The organism is Streptomyces sp. TRM49041, assembly GCF_008271805.1.
Lineage (GTDB): Bacteria > Actinomycetota > Actinomycetes > Streptomycetales > Streptomycetaceae > Streptomyces.
Genome location: NZ_VSRY01000160.1, coordinates 14369 through 37871, shown reverse-complemented (window position 1 = coordinate 37871; position 23503 = coordinate 14369). Strand labels below are relative to the sequence as shown.

24 protein-coding genes are annotated in these 23503 nt (G+C 71.8%); 19 read left to right on the top strand and 5 right to left on the bottom strand.

The features are described 5' to 3' along the window. Positions 1-113: 113 nt before the first annotated feature. Positions 114-1481: a M14 family metallopeptidase gene (locus tag FVS66_RS27275; protein ID WP_149183887.1), complete on the bottom strand. Its 1368-nt coding sequence runs from the start codon at positions 1479-1481 to the stop codon at positions 114-116. 178 nt (positions 1482-1659) lie between these two features. Here FVS66_RS27275 and FVS66_RS27270 point away from each other — a divergent pair, with 178 nt between their 5' ends. Then, the gene (locus FVS66_RS27270) at positions 1660-3003 is read left to right on the top strand and encodes an Nramp family divalent metal transporter (RefSeq protein WP_149183886.1); all 1344 of its coding nucleotides are present in this window, start codon (positions 1660-1662) and stop codon (positions 3001-3003) included. Between the two features lie 16 nt (positions 3004-3019). Here FVS66_RS27270 and FVS66_RS27265 read toward each other — a convergent pair whose 3' ends face one another. After that, positions 3020-4711, bottom strand: a complete 1692-nt coding sequence (locus tag FVS66_RS27265) for a glycoside hydrolase family 18 protein (RefSeq protein ID WP_149183885.1) — start codon at positions 4709-4711, stop codon at positions 3020-3022. Between the two features lie 376 nt (positions 4712-5087). On the opposite strand from FVS66_RS27265, the gene FVS66_RS27260 reads away from it, so the two are divergent. The 14 genes from FVS66_RS27260 (at position 5088) to FVS66_RS27195 (ending at position 17032) form a co-directional block, all read left to right on the top strand. Beyond that, positions 5088-5990 carry a hypothetical protein gene (locus tag FVS66_RS27260; RefSeq protein WP_149183884.1) on the top strand — a complete coding sequence of 301 codons (903 nt, stop codon included), beginning with the start codon at positions 5088-5090 and terminating at the stop codon, positions 5988-5990. 109 nt (positions 5991-6099) lie between these two features. After that, positions 6100-6822, top strand: coding sequence for a Flp pilus assembly protein CpaB (gene cpaB, locus FVS66_RS27255; protein ID WP_149183883.1), 723 nt, complete (start codon positions 6100-6102; stop codon positions 6820-6822). Positions 6823-6917: 95 nt separating this feature from the next. Next, a complete protein-coding gene (locus tag FVS66_RS27250; protein WP_149183882.1) occupies positions 6918-8174 on the top strand; it encodes an AAA family ATPase in 1257 nt (418 codons plus the stop codon). 19 nt (positions 8175-8193) lie between these two features. Beyond that, positions 8194-8544 (top strand): TadE/TadG family type IV pilus assembly protein, encoded by a 351-nt coding sequence (locus FVS66_RS27245; protein WP_149183881.1) that lies wholly within the window; start codon positions 8194-8196, stop codon positions 8542-8544. A gap of 5 nt (positions 8545-8549) precedes the next feature. Next, on the top strand, positions 8550-9104 hold the full coding sequence (locus FVS66_RS27240; protein WP_149183880.1) for a TadE/TadG family type IV pilus assembly protein: 555 nt from the start codon (positions 8550-8552) through the stop codon (positions 9102-9104). Next, entirely contained in the window at positions 9101-10444 is a 1344-nt protein-coding gene (locus FVS66_RS27235; protein WP_149183879.1) for a CpaF family protein, read from the top strand. Before FVS66_RS27240 ends, FVS66_RS27235 begins: the two co-directional genes overlap by 4 nt. 97 nt (positions 10445-10541) lie before the next feature. Next, complete coding sequence (locus FVS66_RS27230; RefSeq protein ID WP_149183878.1) at positions 10542-11483, top strand: type II secretion system F family protein; 942 nt, start codon at positions 10542-10544, stop codon at positions 11481-11483. A 62-nt stretch (positions 11484-11545) separates the two neighbouring features. After that, positions 11546-12433 carry a DUF5936 domain-containing protein gene (locus FVS66_RS27225; protein ID WP_149183877.1) on the top strand — a complete coding sequence of 296 codons (888 nt, stop codon included), beginning with the start codon at positions 11546-11548 and terminating at the stop codon, positions 12431-12433. Between the two features lie 11 nt (positions 12434-12444). Then, positions 12445-13878 carry a sensor histidine kinase gene (locus FVS66_RS27220; protein WP_399226399.1) on the top strand — a complete coding sequence of 478 codons (1434 nt, stop codon included), beginning with the start codon at positions 12445-12447 and terminating at the stop codon, positions 13876-13878. Between the two features lie 8 nt (positions 13879-13886). Then, on the top strand, positions 13887-14759 hold the full coding sequence (locus FVS66_RS27215; protein ID WP_149183876.1) for a response regulator transcription factor: 873 nt from the start codon (positions 13887-13889) through the stop codon (positions 14757-14759). A gap of 179 nt (positions 14760-14938) precedes the next feature. After that, a complete protein-coding gene (locus tag FVS66_RS27210) occupies positions 14939-15172 on the top strand; it encodes a hypothetical protein (RefSeq protein ID WP_149183875.1) in 234 nt (77 codons plus the stop codon). Between the two features lie 26 nt (positions 15173-15198). Next, positions 15199-15759, top strand: a complete 561-nt coding sequence (locus tag FVS66_RS27205) for a pilus assembly protein TadG-related protein (RefSeq protein WP_262387235.1) — start codon at positions 15199-15201, stop codon at positions 15757-15759. 20 nt (positions 15760-15779) lie between these two features. Further along, the gene (locus FVS66_RS27200; protein WP_262387234.1) at positions 15780-16394 is read left to right on the top strand and encodes a hypothetical protein; all 615 of its coding nucleotides are present in this window, start codon (positions 15780-15782) and stop codon (positions 16392-16394) included. Next, positions 16394-17032: an OmpA family protein gene (locus tag FVS66_RS27195; RefSeq protein ID WP_399226398.1), complete on the top strand. Its 639-nt coding sequence runs from the start codon at positions 16394-16396 to the stop codon at positions 17030-17032. Before FVS66_RS27200 ends, FVS66_RS27195 begins: the two co-directional genes overlap by 1 nt. A 77-nt stretch (positions 17033-17109) precedes the next feature. Here FVS66_RS27195 and FVS66_RS27190 read toward each other — a convergent pair whose 3' ends face one another. Further along, positions 17110-17301 carry a hypothetical protein gene (locus FVS66_RS27190; protein WP_149183873.1) on the bottom strand — a complete coding sequence of 64 codons (192 nt, stop codon included), beginning with the start codon at positions 17299-17301 and terminating at the stop codon, positions 17110-17112. A gap of 290 nt (positions 17302-17591) precedes the next feature. On the opposite strand from FVS66_RS27190, the gene FVS66_RS27185 reads away from it, so the two are divergent. Both FVS66_RS27185 and FVS66_RS27180 read left to right on the top strand, forming a co-directional pair. Then, positions 17592-18764 carry a GDSL-type esterase/lipase family protein gene (locus FVS66_RS27185; RefSeq protein ID WP_262387233.1) on the top strand — a complete coding sequence of 391 codons (1173 nt, stop codon included), beginning with the start codon at positions 17592-17594 and terminating at the stop codon, positions 18762-18764. A gap of 24 nt (positions 18765-18788) precedes the next feature. After that, on the top strand, positions 18789-19925 hold the full coding sequence (locus FVS66_RS27180; RefSeq protein WP_262387232.1) for a mannosyltransferase family protein: 1137 nt from the start codon (positions 18789-18791) through the stop codon (positions 19923-19925). Here the strand turns inward: FVS66_RS27180 and FVS66_RS27175 are convergent. Next, on the bottom strand, positions 19897-20280 hold the full coding sequence (locus FVS66_RS27175) for a DUF192 domain-containing protein (protein ID WP_149183871.1): 384 nt from the start codon (positions 20278-20280) through the stop codon (positions 19897-19899). The genes FVS66_RS27180 and FVS66_RS27175 overlap by 29 nt on opposite strands. A gap of 191 nt (positions 20281-20471) precedes the next feature. Between FVS66_RS27175 and FVS66_RS27170 the strand changes: the two genes are divergently transcribed. Further along, positions 20472-21203, top strand: a complete 732-nt coding sequence (locus FVS66_RS27170) for an A24 family peptidase (protein ID WP_187645713.1) — start codon at positions 20472-20474, stop codon at positions 21201-21203. Between the two features lie 258 nt (positions 21204-21461). Here FVS66_RS27170 and mgrA read toward each other — a convergent pair whose 3' ends face one another. Beyond that, entirely contained in the window at positions 21462-22508 is a 1047-nt protein-coding gene (gene mgrA, locus FVS66_RS27165) for an L-glyceraldehyde 3-phosphate reductase (RefSeq protein WP_149183869.1), read from the bottom strand. Between the two features lie 115 nt (positions 22509-22623). On the opposite strand from mgrA, the gene FVS66_RS27160 reads away from it, so the two are divergent. Then, positions 22624-23385: an isoprenyl transferase gene (locus FVS66_RS27160; protein ID WP_149183868.1), complete on the top strand. Its 762-nt coding sequence runs from the start codon at positions 22624-22626 to the stop codon at positions 23383-23385. The last annotated feature ends 118 nt before the right edge of the window (positions 23386-23503 follow it).

Here is a 23503-nt window from a genome sequence, read left to right as displayed (position 1 = left end):
TCAACCCAGCCGTTGACAGCAGTTGTTGCACGTCCCCGCGGTGACACGAATCCCGTGCCACCGCGGGAACGATTCGGCACCGCGTCCGCAGCGACTGCCGGGACGGCAGCGCCTCAGGAGGCGGCGCAGTACTGCTGTTCCTTGCCGATCGACCGGTACATGCAGTCGGCGTTCTCCAGGAGCTGGAGCACCGCGTCGCGGTTCCTGGCCGTCTCGCGCTCGATCACCTCGTCGGGCGGGTAGAAGCCGCCGCCGGACGCGCTGCGCGGGTACATCTCGAAGGTGTAGCCGAAGATGCGCTGGTCGCCCCAGAGCCAGTCGTCGATCGAGCCGTCCGTGACGTACAGGTCGCTGGACTGCTCGGGCGTGTAGCCGTTGCTCGCGGCCATCTTGCGGCCGACGGTCGCGAACGCGTCCCGGTCGTCCCGGGTCATACCGGGGGCGGTGTCGGAGTAGGTGTAGCCGAACGGCCAGAGAACCAGCTCGCTGTAGGTGTGGAAGTCGATGGCCGCCCGGATCTGCTGCTTGCCGCCGACGATCCGGGAGCGGACGAAGTCGGCGACGACCTTGACCTCGGGGGCCGACTCCGGCGCGCCGCCGCGGTAGGTGGCGGAGCCGTACGAGCCGGAGGAGCCGCCGCAGCAGCCCCACTTGTAGTCCCAGTTGCGGTTCATGTCGGTGCCGACGTACGAGGAGCCGGGGTTGGGCTGCCGGTTCTTGCGCCAGCTGCGGTAGTTGCCGGAGGCGATGTCGTACTCGCCGCCGTCCGGATTGAGGTCGGGCACGATCCAGATCTCGCGGCTGTCGACGGTGTCGGTGATCCGGGAGTCGGAGCCGTACCCCGCGCCGAACTCGCGCAGCAGGTAGAGGGCCATCTCGACGGTGAGGTGCTCGCGGGCGTGCTGGTGGTGGGTGAAGAGCACCTCGGGCTCGTTCTCGTCGGTCGCCACGTTGTCGCTGATCTTGATCGCGACGATGTCGCGGCCCTGGTACGACGTGCCGATCACGCGCTTGCTCATGATGGCCGGGTACTGCCGGAGCCGCTGGTCGATCTCCGCGGTCATCTCCGCGTAGTTGTGGTAGCGGGAGTCGGCGGGCGGGAAGTCCTTCACCGACGCGGCCGTGCCGTTCGCACGGGCCGGCGGCGCGGGCAGTTCCTCCAGCTCGTGGCCGAGGGCGCGGAGCCGTCGGGCCTGTTCGGCGTTGGCGCTGACGACGACCGCGTGGCCGTCCACCTCGTCGATCGACACACCGGTGGCGGCGAGGGCGGCGCGCTCGGCGGGGGTGGACGGGCCGTGGATCTCGTACTGGCGGATAACCTCCTCGGTCGCGGCGGCCGCGCCGGCCGGGGCGGTGGACGCGGCGGGGGAGGCCGGTGCGCCGGGGGTGGTCGCGGCGGCGGCGGTGAGCGGTGCCACGACGGCGAGGGCGAGAGCGGCCGTGAGGGTGACGGACCGTCCGCCTCTGATGCGTAGTCGCATGCTGTCTCCTGGGTGGGGGGTCGGGGGCGGTGCCCCGTGCGTCGCAGAATGCGCACATGGCATGACCGCGTCAAGAAGGCTCTTCGGTCACGGCCGGAAGGTCTACCCTCTTGCGCGATCACCGCACACCCGCTTTCGTGACGTGCGCACGAGTGGACGAGGGGAAGGCGGACGGCTCATGGCAGACACCGCGGACACCACTCAGGGCGGCGGTGGCAGTGGCGGCGGCAGCGGCAGCGGCGACGGCGGTTGCGGAGACGGCGGCGGGGAGCGTACTCCCGCGCTGCGCAAGGCCGACTGGCGGTACATCGGCCCCGGCATCGTGGTCGCGGCGACCGGCGTCGGCGCCGGGGACCTCGTGGCCACGCTGGTCGCGGGCAGCAAGTTCGGCTACACCCTGCTGTGGGCCGCCGTCGTCGGCTGCCTGATCAAGATCTCCCTCGCGGAGGCCGCCGGGCGCTGGCATCTGGCCACCGGCCGCACCCTCTTCGACGGCTGGCGCAGCCTCGGCCCGTGGACGACGGTCTACTTCGCCGGGTACGTCGTGGTGTGGGGTTTCGTCTACGGCGCCGCCGCGATGTCCGCCAGCGCCCTGCCGCTGGCCGCGCTGTTCCCGGACGCCATGGGGCTGAAGTGGTGGGCGATCCTGTGCGGGCTGGCGGGCCTGGCGTTCGTCTGGTTCAACCGGTACGCGGTGCTGGAGAAGGCGATGACGGTCCTCGTCGGCGTCATGTTCCTGGTCACCGTGTACCTGGCCGTGCGCGTCACCCCCCACCTCGGTGACGCGTTCGCCGGGCTCGTCCCGGTCCTCCCCGACGGCTCCCTCGTCTACACCCTCGGCCTGATCGGCGGCGTCGGCGGCACGGTCACCCTCGCCGCGTACGGCTACTGGGTGAACGCCAAGGGCTGGCGCGACGCGGGCTGGATGCGGGTCATGCGCCTGGACAACCGCGTCGCGTACCTGACGACCGGCATCTTCGTGATCGCCATGCTGATCGTCGGCGCCGAGCTGCTGCACTCCTCGGGCGTCGCCCTCGCCAAGGGTGACAAGGGCCTGATCGACCTGGGCGCGATCCTGGAGGACCGGTACGGGGAGGCCACCGCGAAGCTGTTCCTCGTCGGGTTCTTCGCCGCGTCCTTCACCTCCCTGATCGGCGTATGGCACGGGGTGAGCCTGCTGTTCGCGGACTTCGTGGCGCGCCTGCGGAAGACGGACGGTGGGGCCGGCCGGGAGGCCGGCCCCACCGAGAAGTCGCTCCCGTTCCGGGCGTACGTCCTGTGGCTGACGTTCCCGCCCATGGCCCTGCTGTTCCTGGACAAGCCGTTCGGCCTGGTGATCGTCTACGGCGTGATCGGCGCCTTCTTCATGCCGTTCCTGGCCCTGACGCTGCTGTGGCTCCTCAACTCCTCCCGCACACCCGCGGAGTGGCGCAACAGCTGGCTCAGCAACGGAGTGCTGGGCGCGGCGGGTGTTCTGTTCCTGGTCCTGTGTGTGGAGCAGGTCCGCGAACTGCCCTGGTGAAAGCGGCGGACAGGGGTCACGGAAGGTTGTGGACGTGCGGTCCGACCGCGTTGGACCAGGTGTCGCCCGCCATGGCGTCCCAGTTGGTGGACCACGTCATCGCGCCCCGCAGCGACGGCCACGTCCTGGACGGCTTGAAGGAGCCGCACCCGGTGCCCCGGGTCAGGCAGTCCAGGGCGTTCTTCACCACCGACGGGTCGACGTAACCGCTGCCCGCCCCGCGCGGCGACGCCGGCACCCCGAGGCCGACCTGCGACGGGTCGAGGCCGCCCTCCAGCTGGATGCAGGCCAGCGCGGTCAGAAAGTCCACAGACCCCTGCGCGTACACCTTGCCGTCGCAGCCCAGCATCGACCCGCTGTTGTAGTACTGCATGTTGACCACCGTCAGGATGTCCTTCACGGCCAGTGCGGTCTTGAAGTACTCCGTGCCGGTGTTCTGCATGTCGATGGTCTGCGGCGCCATGGTCAGCACCATCTCGGGACCGGCCTGCGCCGACAGCTGCCGCAGTGCCTTCGTCAGATACGTGGAGTCGATGCCGTGTTCCAGGTCGATGTCGATCCCGCTGAAGCCGTACTCCCGCATCAGGGCGTACGCGCTGTTCGCGAAGGCCGTCGCCGACGCGTCGCTGTCGATGGTGACATTGCCCTTCTCGCCGCCCACGGAGAGGATCACCGACTTGCCGGCGGACTTCTTCGCGGCGATGTCGGCCTTGAAGCCGGCGACCGAGGCGTAGCCGACGGCCGGGTCCAGGTCGAAGGTGATCTCGCCGGGCGTGGCCGTGGAGTCGGCGAACGACACGGCGATGATGTCGTACTGCGCCTGGACGTCGCGCAGCTTCTGCACGGTCGCGCCGTTGTCGAAGTTCTGCCAGTAGCCGGTGACGGCGTGCTTCGGTACCGACGGGTTCGGGTCGGTGCCGCGCGGCGCGGTCCGCGCGGTGACGGGCGCCGACCTGGTGGACTCGCCGACGGCGTTGGCGGCGGACACCTGGAAGCCGTACGACGTGTCGGCGGCCAGCCCGGTCACCGTCGCCGACGTACCGGACACCGACTGGACGCGCGTGCCGTCCCGGTACACGTGGTAGCCGGTCGCCCCGCTCACCGCGCCCCAGCTCAGGGCCACGGACGAGGCCGTGACCGCCCCTGCGGCGAGGCCGGACGGGGGTGCGGGCACGACAGGGTCGGGGTCGCCGTTCCCGCCGTCGTCGGGGCCGAAGACCGAGACGTCGTCGGCGTGGTAGGCGGCCTGCCCGTACCAGCCGTGCGTGTAGACGGTGACGGACGTGGTGTTCGGGCCGGTGGTGAAACTCGTGGTGAGCTGCTGCCAGGTGCCCGAGCCGGGCGTCCAGGTCGACACGTCGGTGGTGCCCGTGCCGGTCGCGCCCAGGTAGGCGTACCCGCCCTGGACCCACGCGCTCAGCTGGTACGTGGAGTTCGGCAGCACGGCCACGGTCTGGACGCACTTGGCGTTGTCCAGTCCGGCGGGCGTGGCCTTCAGCGCGGCGGCGCCGCCGTGCACGGGCGACGCGACGGTGGTGCCGCTGTTCGCGGAGCAGGTCCAGTCGGCCAGGCCCGACTCGAACCCGGCGTTCCTGGCGACGTTCCGGTCCTCGACGGCCTGCGCGCTGCCCGCGCCGCCGGCCAGGACGAGCCCGGACGCGACGGCGAGCGCGAGGGCGCCGCCGACGAGTGATCTGGTGCGGTCCACTTGCTGCCTCCAGTGGGGGAGTGGGGGAGTGGGGGAGTGGGGGTTGGGGAGTGGGGAGGAGACCGTGCGAGACGGTGGTCACCGCGGTCTGCGTCCGTACAAGCTGGTCCAGACCAATCTTCTTGTCAAGGCTGCCGGGAGCCCGGGCGGCCCGCACCGCGCCCGGAACCGGGGCGCGAGTCAACTCCTGTCCCCTTCGCCCGATTTGGACGCGCACGCGCGGCACATGCTCCACCACGAGGAGTCCGAAAGCTGTTCTCCAGTCCCCTTCCCGCCGATAAAGTGCGGGGTCAGGAGCACACACGGAGCAGCAGGTATCGCAGGCGACTGCGATTCGCCGGGGAACACCGGTGGCCGGAGCGAACGGGGAACCAGCGTGCCGACCGCGATTGCCGTCACCAGTGCCGACCTGGTGCTACCACCGACCGACCAGCACACCCCCACCGCGGCCGTACTCCCACCGCCCGACGCACAGCCCCTGGACGCCGCGCTCGCCCACCTCCAGGTCCTCGTCGAGCAGTACGGCCACGTCATCGCCCTCTACCCGGCCTCCGTGCCCGCCGCCCACATACGCCGGCTGCACACCGTCCGCGCCCTCCTGGAGAGCGACCGGATCGCCCTGGTGCCCCTGGACCTGCCGCCGCTCGGCGTCGCCGTCCTCGTACGCCAGCTCCGCCTGCTCTCCGTCTGCGACTTCGGCCCCGGCGTCCTCGCCACCGCTGCCCGGCTGCTCGCCCACTACATCCACGCCGGCGCCGTACTCAACTCCGTCGCCCGCCTCGACCGCGTCCCCGTGACGCTCAAGGCCCACGCCAAATCCTGGGTACCCGGCTCGCAGTTCGCCGTGCTCGCCAACCCCGAAACCCGGCTGACCAGGCTCGGCGCCCAGAGTGAGCGCCCGCTCCCCGGGCCCGACTTCGCCACCCGCCTGGTCGTCGCCCGCGGCCAGCTCGCCACCGACTGGGTCACCGGCACCCTCGCTCCCGCCTGGCGTGTCCAAGGAGTGGACGAGGCCCCGCTGCCGGCCGGGTCGGCCGCGTGGTGGGGCACCGCGAAGCTCGTCGAGTTCGCCGCGTACCTGCCCGACCTGCCGGTGCTCCACCAGCTCGTCTCGTCCGTACGCCGGGAGACCTGCTCCTGGTGCGGGATCGAACTCCTCGGGGACCGCTGCGGCTTCTGCTCCGCCCCGCTGGCCCCGCCTCAGCAGGCCGCGCCCCGCGCGTACGGCCGCGCCATGGCCGCCCTGCCCCCGGGAACACCGATGCGGCACGCGTCGTGAGGAGAACCCGGCCGCGTCCCCCGCCCCGACCGGGACACCGCCCCCGGGCCCGGCCCCTGCCCCGTCGCCCCCGCTCCTCCGCCCGCCACCCCACGAGGTTCTCCCGCCCATGAACGCACGCCAGCGCCGTGGTGTCATCCTGCTCGTCCTGTCCGTCCTGTGCGCCCTCGGCGCGTTCGCCGGTGTCGTCGTGGTCGTCAGCGACGTCCAGGCGAAGGTGGGACCGGAGGTCGCGGCGTACCGCGTCAAGGCGGACGTACCGGCCTACGCGGCCCTTCAGCCCGGCCAGTTCGAGAAGATCACGATGCCGGAGCGCTGGCTGTCCGCCAACGCCGTCACGGACCTCTCCGCCGTCCAGGGCAAGATCGCGGTCACGGACCTCAAGAAGGGCTCCCTGCTCCAGAAGGACATGGTCGCCGACCGGCCCGCCCTGGCGAGCGGCGAGCAGGAGATCGCCATCATGATCGACGCCGCCACCGGCGTCGCCGGCAAGATCACCGCCGGGGCGCGGGTGAACATCTTCGCCACCTTCGACGACGAGGGACGCGGCAAGGACGCCGTCGCCGAGTCCCGGCTCATCGTCGCCGGGGCGCGCGTCCTCGACGTGGGCAAGCTGACCCCGCTCGACCAGCGGCAGAGCGACAACAGAGGCACCGGCGTCCGTGAGGCCGTGCCCATCACGTTCGCCCTCACCACCGCCGACGCCCAGCGCGTCGCCTACGCCGAGTCGTTCGCCGAGCACGTACGCCTCGCGCTGCTGCCCAAGGACGGACCGGCCGCCCTGAAACCCGGGGAATCGACATACACGCTCGACGAGGACAAGAACAAGTAGGCACGTGAAAAGCGGCAGGCAACAGGAACAAGAAGCACAGGAACAAGAAGCACAGGAACAAGAGACAAGTGACAAGTGAGGGGACAGGCAGCAGGATGACCACTCGCATCCTCCCCGCCGTCGGCGACCCCGACGCCGCCCGCGCCATCACCACGCTGCTCGGCCAGCTGCCCGACGCCGAACCGGCGACCGCCGCCCCGGCCGGCGACTCGACCACGCTCATCGACACCCTCGCCCGGCTCGCCGCCGAGTCCGTCGACGAACTCCCCGAGGTCGTCCTCGTCCACGAGCGGATCGGTCCCGTCCCCGCCCTCGACCTCATCCGGGAGGTCGCCCTCCGCTTCCCCGCCGTCGGGGTCGTCCTGGTCACCGCCGACACGAGCCCCGGCCTGTACTCGGCCGCCATGGACTCCGGCGCCAGGGGCCTCGTCGGCTTCCCCCTCTCGTACGAGGAGCTCGCCCACCGCGTCCAGTCCGCCGCCGCCTGGGCCACCGGCGTCCGCCGGCACCTCGGCCGGACCGGCGACGCCCTCACCGGTCCCGGCGGCACGGTCGTCACGGTGACCGGTGCGAAGGGCGGCGTCGGTACGACCGTCACCGCAGTACAACTCGCTCTCGCCGCCCGCGCCTCCGGCCGCACCGTCGCCCTCGTCGACCTGGACCTCCAGTCCGGCGACGTCGCCTCCTACCTGGACGTGCAGTTCCGGCGCTCCGCCGTCGACCTCGCCGCCATCCAGGACATCACGCCACGCGTCCTGCAGGACGTCCTGTACACGCACGCCACCGGCATGGCCCTGCTCCTGGCCCCCGCGGAGGGCGAACGCGCCGAGGAGGTCACCGACCGCTCCGCCCGCCAGATCGTCAGCGCCCTTCGCCATCGCTACGAGGTCGTCGTCGTCGACTGCGGCACGCAGATGAACTCCGCGAACGCCGCGGCCGTGGAGATGGCCGACACCGCTCTGCTCGTCGTCACCCCGGACGTGATCGCGGTGCGCGCCGCCAAACGCCAGGTCCGCCTCTGGGACCGCCTCCAGATCCGCAAGGCGGAGGAGACCACGACGGTCGTCAACCGCCACAGCCGCCATACGGAGATCCAGCCCGCCCTCGTGGAGAAGATCACCGGTACCCACGTCGCCCGCACCGCCGTACCCGCCGCCTTCAAGGACCTCCAGCCGTCCGTCGACGCGGGCCGTATGCAGGACCTGGAGGCCAAGTCGGCCGTCAAGCAGTCCCTGTGGGCGCTCGCGGGCGAACTGGCCCTCGTCAAGGCAACGGAGTCGGGCGGCGACCGGCAGGGCAGGTTCCGGGGAGACCGCGGCTCGGTCGGCCTGCGCCGGGCGCGCAGGAAGTAGCGGAGAGGAGGGGCCGGCGATGAGGACACGCGACGACCGGGGCCAGGTGGCCGTGGAGTTCACCGGCCTGGTCCCGGTCGTACTCGGCACGCTGCTGCTGCTCTGGCAGGCCACGCTCATCGGCTACACCTACGCCCTCGCCGGCAACGCCGCGGACGAGGCCGCCCGCGCGGGCGCGGTCGGTGGCGACTGCCAGGCGGCCGCCCAGTCCCGGCTGTCCGGCGCCTGGACGGCCACGGCGTCCTGCGCCCGGTCCGGCGACCTCGTCACGGCCGACGTGTCCCTGGGTGTCCCGGTCCTCTTCCCGGGCGTGACCCTCCCCTTCACGGTCCAGGCCCACGCGGCGGCGGCGAACGAGCGGGGGGAGTGAGGACCATGTCGAGCGCGTACGGACACGACGTCACAGGGCCAGGAGGGCACGGCACGTCGTCCAGAGGCTCCGGGACGGGCCCGTACCGGGACGGCACCCCGCCCAGGGCTTCGGGCACCCGGCAGGACCGGGACGGCACCCCGCCCAGGACCTCGGGCACCCGCCAAGAACAGCACGGCACCCCGCCCGGGCTCCGCCGCGGCCGCCCGGACCAGGGCCAAGCCGCGGTCGAGTTCGCCGGCTGGGCGGCCGTCCTGATCCTCGCCGCCCTCGCGGCCGTCCAACTCGGCATCGTCGCCTACGCGGTACAACAGGCCGGCACCGCCTCACGCGCCGCCGCCCGCGTGGCCTCGCAGGGCGGCAACGGCGAGTCCGCCGGCCTCGGCGCCATGAGCGGCTGGCTCGCCGACGGCGCCACGGTCAGCGCCCCGCCCGGCCCCGACGACGTCACGGCCACCGTCACCGTCAGCATCCCCGCCGTACTGCCCCTCCTCAGTTTCGACCCGGTCACCAGGACCACCACCATGCCCGTCACGACCAGCGAGGGAGGGACCCCATGAGCCTGCGGGCCCGCATCCACCACCCCGAGCCCGCCGGCGGGAGGAGCGGCGAGGAGAACCACCTCGTCGGCGTCTACCGGGCCAAGCTCCTGGAGGAGATCGACCTCGCGGAGATGTCCGCGCTGGCCGCCGCCGACCGCCGCGCCCGCCTCGAACGCGTCCTCGGCCACATCATCAGCCGCGAGGGCCCCGTCCTCTCCTCCGCCGAGCGCTCCCAGCTCATCCGCCGCGTCGTCGACGAGGCGCTCGGGCTGGGCATCCTCGAACCCCTCCTGGAGGACGCCTCGATCAGCGAGATCATGGTCAACGGCCCGGAGCAGGTGTACGTGGAGCGGCACGGCCGCCTGGAACGCCTCCCCATGCGCTTCTCCTCCGCCGAGCAGCTCATGCAGACCATCGAGCGCATCGTCTCCACGGTCAACCGCCGCGTCGACGAGTCGAACCCGATGGTCGACGCGCGCCTCCCCTCCGGCGAACGCGTCAACGTCATCATCCCGCCGCTCTCCCTCAACGGCCCGGTCCTCACCATCCGCCGCTTCCCGCGCGCCTTCACGCTCCACGAGATGGTCGCCCTGGGATCGCTGGACGAGCACATGGTGATGCTGCTCGCCGGGCTGGTCCGCGCCAAGTTCAACGTGATCGTCTCCGGCGCCACCGGCACCGGCAAGACCACCCTCCTCAACGCCCTCTCCGGCCTCATCCCGGACGGTGAGCGCATCGTCACCATCGAGGACTCCGCGGAACTCCAGCTCCAGCAGTCCCACGTCATCACCCTGGAGTCCCGCCCCGCGAACGTCGAGGGCAAGGGCCGCATCACCATCCGCGACCTCGTCCGCAACTCCCTGCGCATGCGCCCCGACCGCATCGTCGTCGGCGAGGTCCGCGGCGGCGAGACCCTCGACATGCTCCAGGCCATGTCCACCGGCCACGACGGCTCCCTCGCCACCGTCCACGCCAACAGCGCCGAGGACGCCCTGATGCGCCTCCAGACCCTGGCGTCGATGTCGGAGGTGGAGGTGCCGTTCGCGGCCATCAAGGACCAGATCAACAGCGCGGTCGACGTCATGGTCCAGCTCACCAGGCACGCCGACGGCGCCCGCAGGATCACGGAGATCGCGATCGTCGACTCGCACGGCCGCGAGGAGTACCGGATCGTGACGGTCTGCCGGTTCGACGCCCAGCCGATGACCCCGGACGGCAGGGTGCACGGCACGTTCGCCCACTACCCGCTGCCGAGGCGGGTCGCCGAACGGCTGTACATGCACAACGAGGCGACACCGGCGGCGTTCGGGGTGGCGCACAGCGACGCACAGCTGGCACTGCGCGGCACAGCGGCGTAAAGCCCCCCTCGCACCCCTCACAGATCCCCCTCCCCCTCCCTCCTCCCCCTCCCTCCTCCCCCTCCCCCCGAACCGGAATCGACGGATTGACGACCCGATGGACAACCTCCCGCTCCTGACGCTCGGCGGCACCCTCCTGGCCGGCCTCCTGGCCGTCGTGGGCGTGCACAGCTACGCCGCGGGCAGGGCACAGCAGAAGGCGCTCGTGGCGCGGATGACCCGGGCGGGCCACGTACCGGCCGCGGGCGGCAGGCGCCGCAGGTTCGCCGGCCTGGACCGGCGGCTGCGGACGACGAAGCCGGGCCGCCGTATCGAACGGAAGCTGGCCGTGACCGGCCTCGACGTCACCCCCGCCGAGTACGTCGTCTACGCCCTGGCCACCCTCCTCGCCCTCTACCTCACCGTCGCCGCCGTCTTCGCCCCGTTCTTCGGCGTCCTCGCGGCCCTGGCCGGACTGTGGGGCGCCGACGCGTTCCTCAACTGGCAGCGCCAGCGCCGTACCGAGGCGTTCATCAACCAGCTCCCCGAGCTGACCCGCGTCCTGGCCAACGCCACCCAGGCCGGCCTCGCCCTCCGTACCGCCATCGCCATGGCCGCCGACGAGCTGGACGACCCGGCGGGCGAGGAACTCCGCAAGGTCGCCGACCAGCTGGCCGTGGGCCACAGCCTGGACGACGCGCTCGGCGACCTGGCCGACCGGCTGCCCTCACGCGAACTCGTCGTCCTCGTCACGACCCTGGTGCTGTCGAACCGGGCAGGCGGCCAGGTCGTCAGCTCCCTCCGCAACCTCACAGGCACGCTCGACGAGCGCAAGGAGACAAGGCGTGAGGTGACGACCCTTCTCTCCCAGGTGAAGGTGACCGCCTTCGCCCTGCCCCTCCTCGGCCTGGGTTTCCTCCTCATGATCAACGGAATGAATCCGGGAGCCCTGGACAAGATGACGGGGTCGTTCGTGGGACAGGTCGGCTCGGTGATCGCGTTCGCGCTGTACACGGCGGGTTTCGTGATCATCCGCCGCCTGTCCCGGGTGCGGTTCTGAAGCATGAGACATGAGCCATGCGCCATGAGCCATGAGGATCTGACGGGGGAGGGGAAGCGGAAATGGGTCTCGTACTGGCTTTGTTGACGGGTCTGGCCGTGTACGGCGTCTTCCACGGTGTACGCCTGTACCGGGCGGACGCCAAGCTGCCCGGCGACCTGGCCGTCGCCCTTGAAGTGGGCGCCACACGCACCACCGCCGTCGCCTCGGGCGTCGACCGGCTGGGCATGCGCTACGCCCCGGCCGTGCAGCGCATGATGGGCCCCAAGCGGGTCGACGCGCTGCGCCGACGCCTCGACATGGCGGGCAACCCCGGTGGCCTGACCGTCGACCGGTACGCGGCCAGGCGCGCCGTGTACGGCTTCCTCGGCGTGCTCGCGGCGCTGGCGATGCTGCTGCGCGGCCAGGTCGTCGTGGCGGCGATCGTCCTCGCGTATGGCCTGACCTGGACCGACGTACTGCTCCGTATCGCGATCAGGCGCCGCAGGGACGACATCGAGCGCACGCTGCCGGACTTCCTGGACGTCCTGGCGGTCGTCGTGTCCGCGGGGCTGGGCTTCCGCCAGGCGCTGGAACGGGTGGCGGAGAAGTACTCCGGCCCGTGGGCGGACGAACTCCGCATCACACTCCGCCAGATGGACGTGGGCGTCAGCCGCAGGGAGGCGTTCGACCAGCTTCGCAAGCGGAACGCCTCCGAGCAGGTCTCGATGTTCGTCACCGCGCTCCAGCAGGGCGAGGAGCTGGGCGCGCCGATCGTCGACACGTTGATACAGATCGCCAACGACATGCGCCGGACGGACGCGCAGAACGCCCGTCGCGCCGCGGCCAAGGCGGTACCGAAGACCACGCTCGTGGTGACGCTGGTGATGCTCCCGGCGACGATGATCCTGATCGCGCTCAGCTTCTACTACGGCTCGGGCGTCGACCTGACGGACCTGCTGGGCGGTTAGGGAGGCGACGGGTGAACGTGACGCACGGCGCGCACGCGAGACAGGCCACGCTCGCGGGCGGCGAGGCTGCCCGGCCGGCCCCGCCGGTCCCGGCGGCCCGGCCGGTCCCGGCGGTCCCGGGCGGCCACCCCGGTGCGAACCCCTCCCTCTCCCTCCAGGTCAACGCCCTCCAGGCCATGGGCCGCCAGGTGTTCGGCTTCCGCCTGGCGATGGTCGTGCTGGCGGCGCCCTTCGCCCTGGACGGCGCCGCGCCCGGCCTCGGCACATGGCTGGTGGGGGCGGCGGTGCTGGTCACCTTCATGGTGGCGTACGTCCTGCTGCGCGACTGGGAGCGCTTCGGCCCGGTGCTCCTGCGCCACCCGGTGGTCCTGGCCGGCGACATGCTGTTCGGCGCTCTGCTGCTGGCGACGGCGTCCCCGGAGTCGGTCCTGGCGTACGTCACGATCTGCACGCCGCTGCTGGCGGGCCTGCTGTACGGCTGGCGGGGCGCGGCCTTCTTCGCGGTGGCGCAGTCGCTGTTGCTGCTCCTGTCGTACGGCGTGAGCTCGAAGGCCCGCCTGGACACGTCGGCGCTGCTGTTCGTCGGCCTGTGCGTGATCGCCGGCGCGGTCGGCTCGACGCTGCGGAACCTGATTCTGGGCTTCGGCGCCGCGAGCCAGGCACTGACGGAGGTGCGTGCCGGGCCGGCGGTGGCCGAGGCGGTGCGGGCGGAGCGCTCCCGCCTGGCCCGCGAGATGCACGACTCGGTCGCCAAGACCCTGCACGGCCTGGCCCTGGCGGCGGACGGCCTGGCGGCGGGCGCGGACCGGATGGACCCGCAGACGGTCCGGCACCGGGCGGAGGCGCTTGCCCGGGCGGCACGCAGGGCGGCGGCGGAGTCGCGGGAGCTGCTCGCGGACCTGCGCGCGGAAGGAGGGGAGGTCGTGGACTTACAGTCGGAACTGGCCTCCCGTACCGACCGCTTCGGCGACCGCACCGGCCTGCGGACGTCGTACCGCCCCCTGGACGGGGGAACGGCACCGCCGCCGCTCCCGGGAGAGCCGGCGAGACACCTCCTGACGATCGCGTCGGAGGCGATGGAGAACGCGCACCGGCACGCGAGGGCGAGCTGTGTGGACGTGTCGTCGGGCGTTGTGGGCGAGGTCCTCCGGATCAGCGTGTACGACGACGGCGAGGGCCTGCCGCCCGGCACGACCCTGGAGGACCTGCGGCGGACGGGTCACTTCGGACTGGTGGGCATGGTGGAGCGTGCGGCGCTGATCGGGGCACGGATCAGGATCGGTCGGGGGAGGGCGGCGAAGGGCACGGAGGTGCGGGTGGAGCTCCCGGTGAGCGCCGCCATGGGCCCGCGGCGTCAGCCGCCTCAGCCGCTGGAGCCGCCTCAGCCGCAGCAACCGCTGTCGACGATCCCCGCACAGCCCCGACGGGCGGCGACCCCGCGATGAGATCGAGCATGGAGCAGCACCCCCACGAGCCGTCCCAGCACACCTCACCGCACCCGACGCCAGAGAGCTCCCCACCGGCACCACCCGCCCGAACGGCGCCGGAGCCGCTCATGCGGGTCCTGGTCGCGGACGACAACCCGGTGGTACGGGCGGGCCTGACGGTGCTGCTGTCGGACCGGGACGACATCGAGGTGGTCGCGGAGGCGCGGGACGGCCGGGAGGCGTACGACGCGGCGGTACGGCACCGCCCGGACGTGATCCTGCTGGACGTCCGCATGCCCGGCGTGGACGGCCTGTCGGCCCTGCCCCACCTGGCCGCGCTCGCCCCGGTCCTGATGACGACGTACAGCGGTGAACCGGACGTCGTCCACGAGGCGCTGCGGCTCGGCGCGGGCGGCTACCTGGTCCACGGCGAGTTCACGCCGGACGACCTGGCGGCGGCCGTCCGGGACGTGCGCCGGGGCAAGGCACACTTCACGCGGACGGCGTCGGACGCACTGCTGGCGAGAGTCCGCCAGGAGCCGCTGGTTCCGTCTGCATCCGCATATGATCCAACGCTGAACGTCAGAGTGAACGCCCCAACATCCGTGCGGCAGCGCCCCAATGAAGCGTTATGCGCCCTGCCTGAATTTGCAGAAGCCTCTTCGCTTCCGCAAGCGGATGTGGGACATTCGTTGCTGAGTCAACGGGAGGTGGAGGTGATGGACCTGATCGCGTCGGGCATGACGAACCAGCAGATCGCCGCCGCCTGCTTCATCAGCCAGAAGACCGTGAAGAACCACATCAACCGGATCTTCGCCAAACTGCACGCGGAGAGCCGCGGCCAGGCGATCGCGATCTGGCACAGCCAGGGCAAAGGGGGCGGGACGGGGCATGGCTGACCATCGAATCGGGCCCCAGTTGCCGATTTGGGCCCGCAGTTGGGCCCGGGGGCCCATGATGAAGGGGGCTTACCCTGCGTACGGTCACGCTGCCACCCGCGTGATCCTGGAGGGGCAAGCCCCACCACGCGCGCACGGCACCGAAGACTCGAACGATCCCGACCCCGGAGGGGACCGCCATGTCGAACATCGCGCTGAAGGCCCTGACTCAGGCCAAGGTGTACGTGGGCACCTGGGCGAAAACCACGGCGGACGCGCTGAAACGGCGGGGGGACGGGGGGCAGGGGGCTGTCGAGTACGTGGGTGTGATCATCCTGGTCGGCGTGATCATCGCCGCCGTCGTCGGCTCGGGCGTGGGCTCGACCATCGCCACGAACCTGGTAGCCCGTGTCACCGCGATCGTGGGCGGCTGACGGGGACCGAGGGCCGCGAGCGGGACTTGGGGCAGGCTTCGCCGCTGTATGTGTTCATGGTGGCGAGCCTGCTCTTTCTCGCGCTCGCGTTCTTCGCGGTCGGTCAGGCCGGCGCGACACGTAACGGCGCACAGTCGGCGGCGGACGCGGCGGCGTTGGCCGCGGCCAAGGAGTCCAGGGACCGGTTCCTGCTGGACGACCTCGACCTCGCCGGCTGGGAGGACCTCTTCGATGGGGACCTGATGGGCGAGGACGGCTGTACGGCGAGCGGGCACTACGCCGCCCGCAACGGCGCCGCGGTCGCGGGCGAGGGCTGCGTCATGCTGGGCGACGGCCGGTGGGGCTTCCGCGTGACCGTTCGGTCCACGAAGCCGGTGGGTGACACCGTCCTGCCGGGAACCGAAGACCGACACGCGGTCGCCACAGCCACCGCCGTCGTCGTTCCCCGGTGCACCTTCGAGCCCGCCGACGACAAAGACGCGCCGTCCCCGGGGTCGCTGGACTGCGAGGGCACGGACCTGGACCTGGATCCAGACGACCTCCCGGACATGTCCGACCTCTTCAAGGTCCGGCTGACCGAGGACTGACCGCGAAGGAACGCAGAGGAATGACACGCATGGTGACGCAGTACGGAGTGACCGCACGCGCGGTTCGGGTAGCCGCCGCGGCCGCCGCGCTGGCGGCTCTGCTGACAGCCTGCGGCGGCGACGGCGGAAGCGACGAGGCCAAGGGCGAAGAACCCCAGAAGGCCGGCAGCGTCAGCTCGGCGCCTGCCGACCAGAACAAGCCCCCGGAGGAAAGCGGCCCGACCGTTCCGGACACGAGCAGGACGCTGGCGACCATCAACGGCGGCAACGGCCTCCAGATCGTCATCCACAGCGCCGTGCGCGAGCAGGGCGGCTTCCTCACCGTGAGCGGAACGCTGAAGAACACGACGTCGAAGCTGGTCATCACCCCGCCCCAGTGGAGCGGCCAGGAGATCCAGGTCCAGAGGACCGGCCCGTCGTTCGCCGGGGTCACTCTCGTCGACAAGGTGGAGAAGAAGCGCTACTACGTTCTCCGAGACACGGAGGGCCACCCGTTGACGACGACGGGCATCAACTCCATGAAGGCCGAGGAGTCGGTCTCGATCTTCGCCCAGTTCCCGGCGCCTCCCGCCAACGTCTCGCAGGTCGACATCCAGTTCCCGACCATGCCCGTCGCGACGATCGAGCTCTCGTGATGCCCCCCATGACCACACCCGCCCGCCGCCCCGCGACCACCCTCCTCGCCGCGCTCGTGCTCCTCGCCGGCGTCCACCTCACCGCCCCCGCCACCGCGTACGCCGACGAGACGCCCAGTGTGCCGCCCGGCACGGAGTCGACGGCGCCGCCGCCCGAGATCGACCCCGACGCGCCCGGTCTCAGGATGCGTGACGGGGCCACCCTCGCGGCCGCGAAGGTGCTGCCCATCGTCTCCATCGTGGAGTCCGAGGGCGGCGAGGAGCGCCGCGAGGAGACCAGCTCCAGCCTGAAGTTCGCGCTCCAGGCGGAGGTTCTGTTCGGCAAGGACAGCGCCAAGCTGACCCCGGAGGCGAACGCCCGTATCGCGGTGATCGCCGCGGAGGTCAAGAAGCAGAACGCCACCAAGATCCGTATCTTCGGCTTCACGGACAACCTCGGCTCCGCCGCGCACGGTGACGTCCTCTCCAAGCAGCGCGCGGACGCGGTCCACGGCGTCCTGTCCCCGCTCCTGGCCTCGTCGAACATCACCTACGAGATCCGCGGCTACGGCGAGCAGTATCCGATCGCGGACAACACCACGGAAGAGGGCCGCAGGAAGAACCGCCGAGTGGAGGTCTCGTTCCCCACGAGCGGCTAGGGGTGGCGGCCGCCCAGGGGCGGCGGCCGTCGGTGCACATGACCCAGGGCCCGCGGTCAGAGTGTCGCGGGTGCCGCTCACCGCGGCGTGAACCGCCCCGACTTCTGTGCCCGCTCGCGCAGCGGCCGGGCACACGAACCGGGGTCGTCGGCGAGCCCGGGGACCGCCGGGTGCGTGGGCGCCTGGAGGTCCGAGAGCCCGCCGCCCGGGGCGGTGTCCGGCGGAGTCCAGCAGACGTGGACGCCGGCCATGATGTCGGCGACTCTCATCAACCGTCAGAACAGCTCCAGTGCCCGCGCCCACGGTGAGACCCGGCCCGGCCGGTGAGCCGACGGCCCATGGGGAGTGCTCCCGTGGCGCAATTTCGCTGCGGTGAGGCGCGTAATTCGGCCCTCTCCGTGACCGAAAAGAAACCCGACGCTACCTAGCGGTAACAAGTCGCGGCATGCCACATTCCCGCATGCCACCGGCCGGCGGTCCAACCCCTCACCCACGCGCCACAGCGCCATGGGACGTGTCCTGTTCGCGTCCTTGGCGTGGCCGAACGATGGAGTTCGCCGTGTCCGGATTCGGTACCGCCCGCCGCACCCCAAGACGTACCCTCACCTCCGCCGCCCTGGCCCTCGCCACCCTCATCGGTGTCACCGCCGCCGGTACCGCCCCCGCCGCCGCCAGTCCCGACTCCGGGCCCACCGCCGTCGTCTCCATGGGTGACAGCTACATCTCCGGCGAAGCCGGCCGCTGGCGTGGCAACAGCCTCACCAACAGCGGCAGTCGCAACGGCACCGACCGGGCCTGGACCGGCTACTCCTACAACCCCTCCCTCGTGTACGGGGACACCGCCGCCAACGGCTGTCACCGCTCCGACTCCGCCGAGGTCACCGGCACCGCCGGCACCGCCGACGCGCTCATCAACATCGCCTGCTCCGGCGCCACCACCCGCAATGTCTTCCGCGCCTCCAGCGGCGGCCAGTCCTACAAGGGCGAAGCCCCGCAGGCCGACCAGCTCGCCGCCATCGCCGCCACCCACGACGTCAAGCTGATCGCCCTCTCGATCGGCGGCAACGACCTCGGCTTCGCCTCGATCATCCGGAAGTGCGCCACGGACTACATCGTCTGGTACTCCTACTGCCACGACGACCAGCAGGTCCTCGTCGACTCGAAGATCAACACCGTCATGGCGGACGTCGCCAAGGCCATCGACGAGATCCGGGCCGTCATGTCCGCCGCCGGCCACGGCCCCGCCTCCTACCGCGTCGTCCTCCAGTCGTACCCCTCGCCCATTCCGCGCGGCGCGGAGAACCGCTACAGCGAGAGCGGCTGGTCACGCGTCAGCACCGGCGGCTGTCCGTTCTGGGACAAGGACTCCGACTGGGCCCGCGACTCCCTCGTCCCGCAGCTCGCCGACCGCCTCCGCGCGGTCGCCGACGCCAAGGGCGCCCAGTTCCTCGACCTGCGCGACATGCTCCAGGGCCGCGAGGTGTGCGCCACCGCCAGCCGCCTGGTCACCTCCACGCAGCCGCCCTCCGCCACGGTCAGCGAATGGGCCCGCTGGATCGACAGCAACGGGACCCAGGGCCCCGTCCAGGAGTCCATGCACCCCAACCACTACGGCCAGCTCGGCCAGGGCCGCTGCCTCGCCCTCGTCCAGGCCAGGCCCACCGGCCACCACGCCTGCCGCAACACCCCCGGCTCCGGCACATCCGGGATGTACCTCACCGCACTGTCCTGACCGGAGCCGGTACATAATCAGCCGGTGCTCCTGGACCGAATCGAACGAACGGACGAGCCCCACGCCCTGGCGTCCGCCGCCCCCGCCCTCATCGGCTACGCGGCGGCACGCCTCACCGGCCTCGCCGTCCTCCTCGTCGCCGCCGCCGCGGCCGGGGAGGACGCGTGGCACCGGCTCATGGGCCGCTGGGACGCCGTCTGGTACGTCCGCGTCGCCGAGCACGGGTACGGGTACGAAGTCACCCTCCCCGACGGGGCCGTCCACTCCGACCTCGCCTTCTTCCCCCTTCTCCCCGCCCTTGAGCGCGGGCTCTCCGAAGCCCTGCCCGTCAGCGCCGCCACCGCCGGCCTCGCCGTCGCCTGGGTGGCCTCGCTCGCCGCCGCCTGGGGTATCCACGCGGTCGGCACGGAGATCGCCGGGCGGCGCACCGGGACCGTCCTCGCCGTGCTGTGGGGCGTGTACCCGACCGCGTTCGTACAGTCGATGGCGTACACGGAGAGCCTCTTCACCGCCTTCGCCGCCTGGTCCCTGTACGCGGTCCTCCGCGGCCGCTGGACGGCGGCGGGCGCGCTCTGCGTACTCGCCGGGCTCACCCGGCCCTCCGCCGTCGCGCTCGTCGCGGCGGTCGGTGCCGCGGCGCTGGCCACCGTCGTGAAGGAGCGGCGGGTCACCGCGCCGGTCGCCGCGGGAACGCTGCTGGCCCCGCTGGGCTGGCTGGGGTATGTCGTGTTCGTCGCCGTGCGCGAGGGCAGCCCCACCGCGTACTTCGACGTCCAGGCAGCCTGGGGCAACAGCATCGACGGCGGCGCGGCCCTCGCCCGCTTCGTGTGGGCGCAGCTCACCGGGCCGTCGCCGCTCGCCGGGGCGGGGCTCCTCGCCGCCTTCGGCATCCTCGGCTGGGCGGTGTGGCTCTGCGTACGGCGACGTCCGCCGCTGCCCGTGTCGGTCTACACGCTCGGTGTCGTCGCCGTGTCGCTCGTCGGCGCCGCGTACTTCGGCTCCCGGCCCCGGCTGATCATGCCCGCTTTCCCGCTGCTGCTCCCGGCGGCCGCCGCCCTCGCGCGGCTCCGCGACCGGTACGTCGCCGTGGTACTCGCCGTCCTCGCCCTGGCGTCCGCCGCGTACGGGGCCTTCACGCTCCTCGGTCCGGGCCCGCCGTGACCGGTACGTCCACGGCGAGCCGGACGCCCGGCCGCACCCCCCACCGCTCCATCGCCCCGGCCTCCGCCTCCAGCACATGACGGGCGCGCGGCCGCGGCAGCCCGAGCCGCCCGGGCCGCATTGCCCGTACGACCGTGAGCACCGTCAAGTCCCGGCCCAGGTAAGCCACGTCGATCGCGAACCGCATCCGGAACGTGTGCACACTCCCGCACGGCGTCAGCAGCATCGCCCCGTCGAGCCCGTCCCGCCCGAGCAGCCCCCGCGCCCGCGCTCGGTACGAGGCGGCGACCTCCACCGGGATGCCGTCGCGACCGTCCGCGACTCTCAGTGTCCCGATCCCGTTCCGCCACTTCATACCGGGCACGCTAGACCGCCCCACGGTCCGCCCGCCGCTCCTTGCCCCACCTTTACCCGGGCCCGGGTCCGCCTGCCCCGGACCTCCCGCCCCGCCTGGCCCCGACACCCGGCCTGCCCCGCCCCACCGCACCCCGCTTTTGGGCCCCCGGGCCCATGACCTGCCCGCCGTGCCCTCCTAAGGTCTGCGCTGTGTACGTCACCTTGATCGCCGTCGCCGCCCTCTGGGGTGCCGCAGCCGGGACGCTTGTGCCGCGGGCCGCGTATCGGCTCGCCGTGGAACCGGGGGAGGGGTGGCGTGACGCCTGCCCCGCCGGTCACGGCTACGTACCGGGGGCGCGTGGCTGGCTGGGGCCCGCGCGCTGTACCGGCTGCGCGCCCGCCGCCCGTGCCGCGGCCGTGCCGCTGCTCGGTGCGGCCGTGTGCGCCGTACTCGCCGCTGCCACCGGCCCCCGCCCCGAACTGGCCGTGTGGCTGCTCCTCGCGCCGGTGGCACTGCTCCTCGCGGTCGTCGACCGGCGTGTGCACCGGCTGCCCGACCGTCTCACCCTGTCGCTCGCCGCCGCGGCCCCGCTCCTGCTGGGCGCCGCCGCGCTTCTTCCCGGGCACGCCGGCTCCTGGCGGCTCGCCGTGCTGGGCGGGCTCGCCCTGGGCGGCGCCTACTTCCTGCTCTTCCTCGTCAACCCGAACGGCATGGGCTTCGGCGACGTGAAGCTCGCCCTCTCCCTGGGCGCGGCGCTCGGCTGGTACGGCTGGGGTGTGCTCCTCGTGGGCGCCTTCGCCGGATTCCTGTTCGGCGCGGCGTACGGCCTCGGGCTCGTCGTCCTGCGGCGCGCGACCCGCAAGAGCGTGATCCCGTTCGGGCCGTTCATGATGTGCGGCACCCTGCTCGGCCTGCTCCTCGGAGCGCTCGCCGGCTCCTAGCCGCCCGCCACCCCTCGCGTCAACCTTGAGCCTCGGCTCCGGGGTCCCTCCTGGGGAGGACACCGCCGCGGCCGCCGGGGGGCCGGAATCCGTGTTCGCACCGCAGTCGCGCACTTTCGGAGCGTAACGACGGCATGTCGTGGCACCCAGCATCACTTACGAAGGGTTATGGTGGAAACCCCCCCCTCGGGCCGGTCCGTATCCCCCCCCACGGACCGGCCCGTTTTCTCTGTGCCGGATTCCAGCCGTTCCCGCCGGTCAGCTCCGCGCGGCCCAGATGTTCGTCCCGGCGGTGTCCACGGCGAAGGTGTCGATCTCCTTCAACTCCTCCTCGGTCAGCGGCGATCCGCCCAGCGCGGCGACGTTCTGCTCCAGCTGCCGCACGCTGGACGCGCCGATCAGCGCCGATGTCATCCGCTCGTCCCGCAGCACCCACGTCAGCGCCAGCTGTGCCAGCGACTGGCCCCGGCGCCGCGCGATCTCGTCGAGGCCGTGCAGCCGCCGTACGACGTCCTCCGACAGGAGGTTCGGGTCCAGCGACTTGCCCAGCGAGGCCCGCGAGCCCTCCGGGACGCCCTTCAGGTACTTGTCGGTGAGCAGGCCCTGGGCGAGCGGCGCGAAGGAGATGCAGCCCATGCCCTCCGCCTCCAGCGTGTCGAGGAGGGCGTCCTCCTCCGTCCACCGGTTGATCATCGAGTAGGACGGCTGGTGGATCAGCGCCGGGACGCCCATCTCACGGAGCAGCCGCGCCGCCTCGGCGGTCTGCTCGCTGCTGTACGACGACACGCCCACGTACAGCGCCTTGCCCTGCCGCACGGCGGACGCCAGCGCGCCCATCGTCTCCTCGAGCGGGGTGTTCCGGTCGAAGCGGTGCGAATAGAAGATGTCGACGTAGTCGACGCCCATCCGCTTCAGGGACGCGTCGAGCGACGACAGCAGATACTTGCGGGACCCCCACTCGCCGTAGGGCCCGGGATGCATCAGATAGCCGGCCTTGGTGGATACGACCATCTCGTCCCGGTAGGGCCGGAAGTCCTGCGCGAAGATCTTGCCGAAGTTCAGCTCGGCGGAGCCGGGCGGCGGGCCGTAGTTGTTCGCCAGGTCGAAATGGGTCACGCCCAGATCGAAGGCGCGGCGCAGAATGGCGCGCTGCGACGACAGGGTGCGGTCGTCGCCGAAGTTGTGCCAGAGGCCCAGCGAAATGGCGGGCAGCTTGAGGCCGCTGCGGCCGGTACGGCGGTACTCCATCGAGTCGTACCGGTCGTCGGCGGCGCTGTAGAGGGAAGACATCGGGGAATCAGGCATGCCGTTTTCCCTATCACGGACCTGTGACATCCCGGGTTGGGCCGCCACCGCCCGGGCCCAGTAATGTGGCGGGCCTCGGGGACGGCCGCGGCCCCGAAGGCGAGAGGTGAGATCGGTGAACTTGCGCGACCTGGTGTACAGGCTCTACGCGCGCCGGGTGGAGGGCCGCCTCGACCACGCCCAGGTGCCCAAGCACATCGGCGTCATCCTCGACGGCAACCGGCGCTGGGCGAAGGCGTCCGGCGGCACGCCCGAGCAGGGCCACAAGGCCGGGGCCAGCAAGATCATGGAAATGCTCGGCTGGTGCACGGAGACGGACGTCGAGGTCGTCACGCTCTGGATGCTCTCCACGGACAATCTGAACCGGCCCGAGAAGCAGCTCGTCCCGCTCCTCGGCATCATCGAGGACGCGGTCCGGACCATCGCCGCGGACGGCCGCTGGCGGGTGCACCACGTGGGCACCCCCGACCTGCTGCCCGCGCGCACCCAGAGGGTCCTCAAGGAGGCGGAGGAGTCGACCCGCCACATCGACGGGATACTCGTCAACGTGGCCGTGGGGTACGGCGGCCGCCAGGAGATCGCGGACGCGGTCCGCTCCCTGCTGCTGGACCACGCCGAGAAGGGCACGACCTTCGAGGAGCTGGCGGAGGTCGTCGACATCGATCTGATCTCCGAACACCTGTACACGCGGGGGCAGCCGGACCCGGACCTCGTGATCCGCACGAGCGGTGAACAGCGCCTGTCGGGCTTCATGCTCTGGCAGAGCGCGCACTCGGAGTACTACTTCTGCGAGGTCCACTGGCCGGCCTTCCGTAAGGTCGACTTCCTCCGGGCCCTCCGCGACTACGCCGCCCGCCACCGCCGCTACGGCACCTGACCAGGGCACCTCCCAGGACCCCGCCGCGAGAAGATGCCGTCCCCGCCGTCCGGGCGGGGGCATCCGACGGGGTGTCATATGCCATCGGCGTTCCGGGCATGGCCGTGCGTCATCGCGG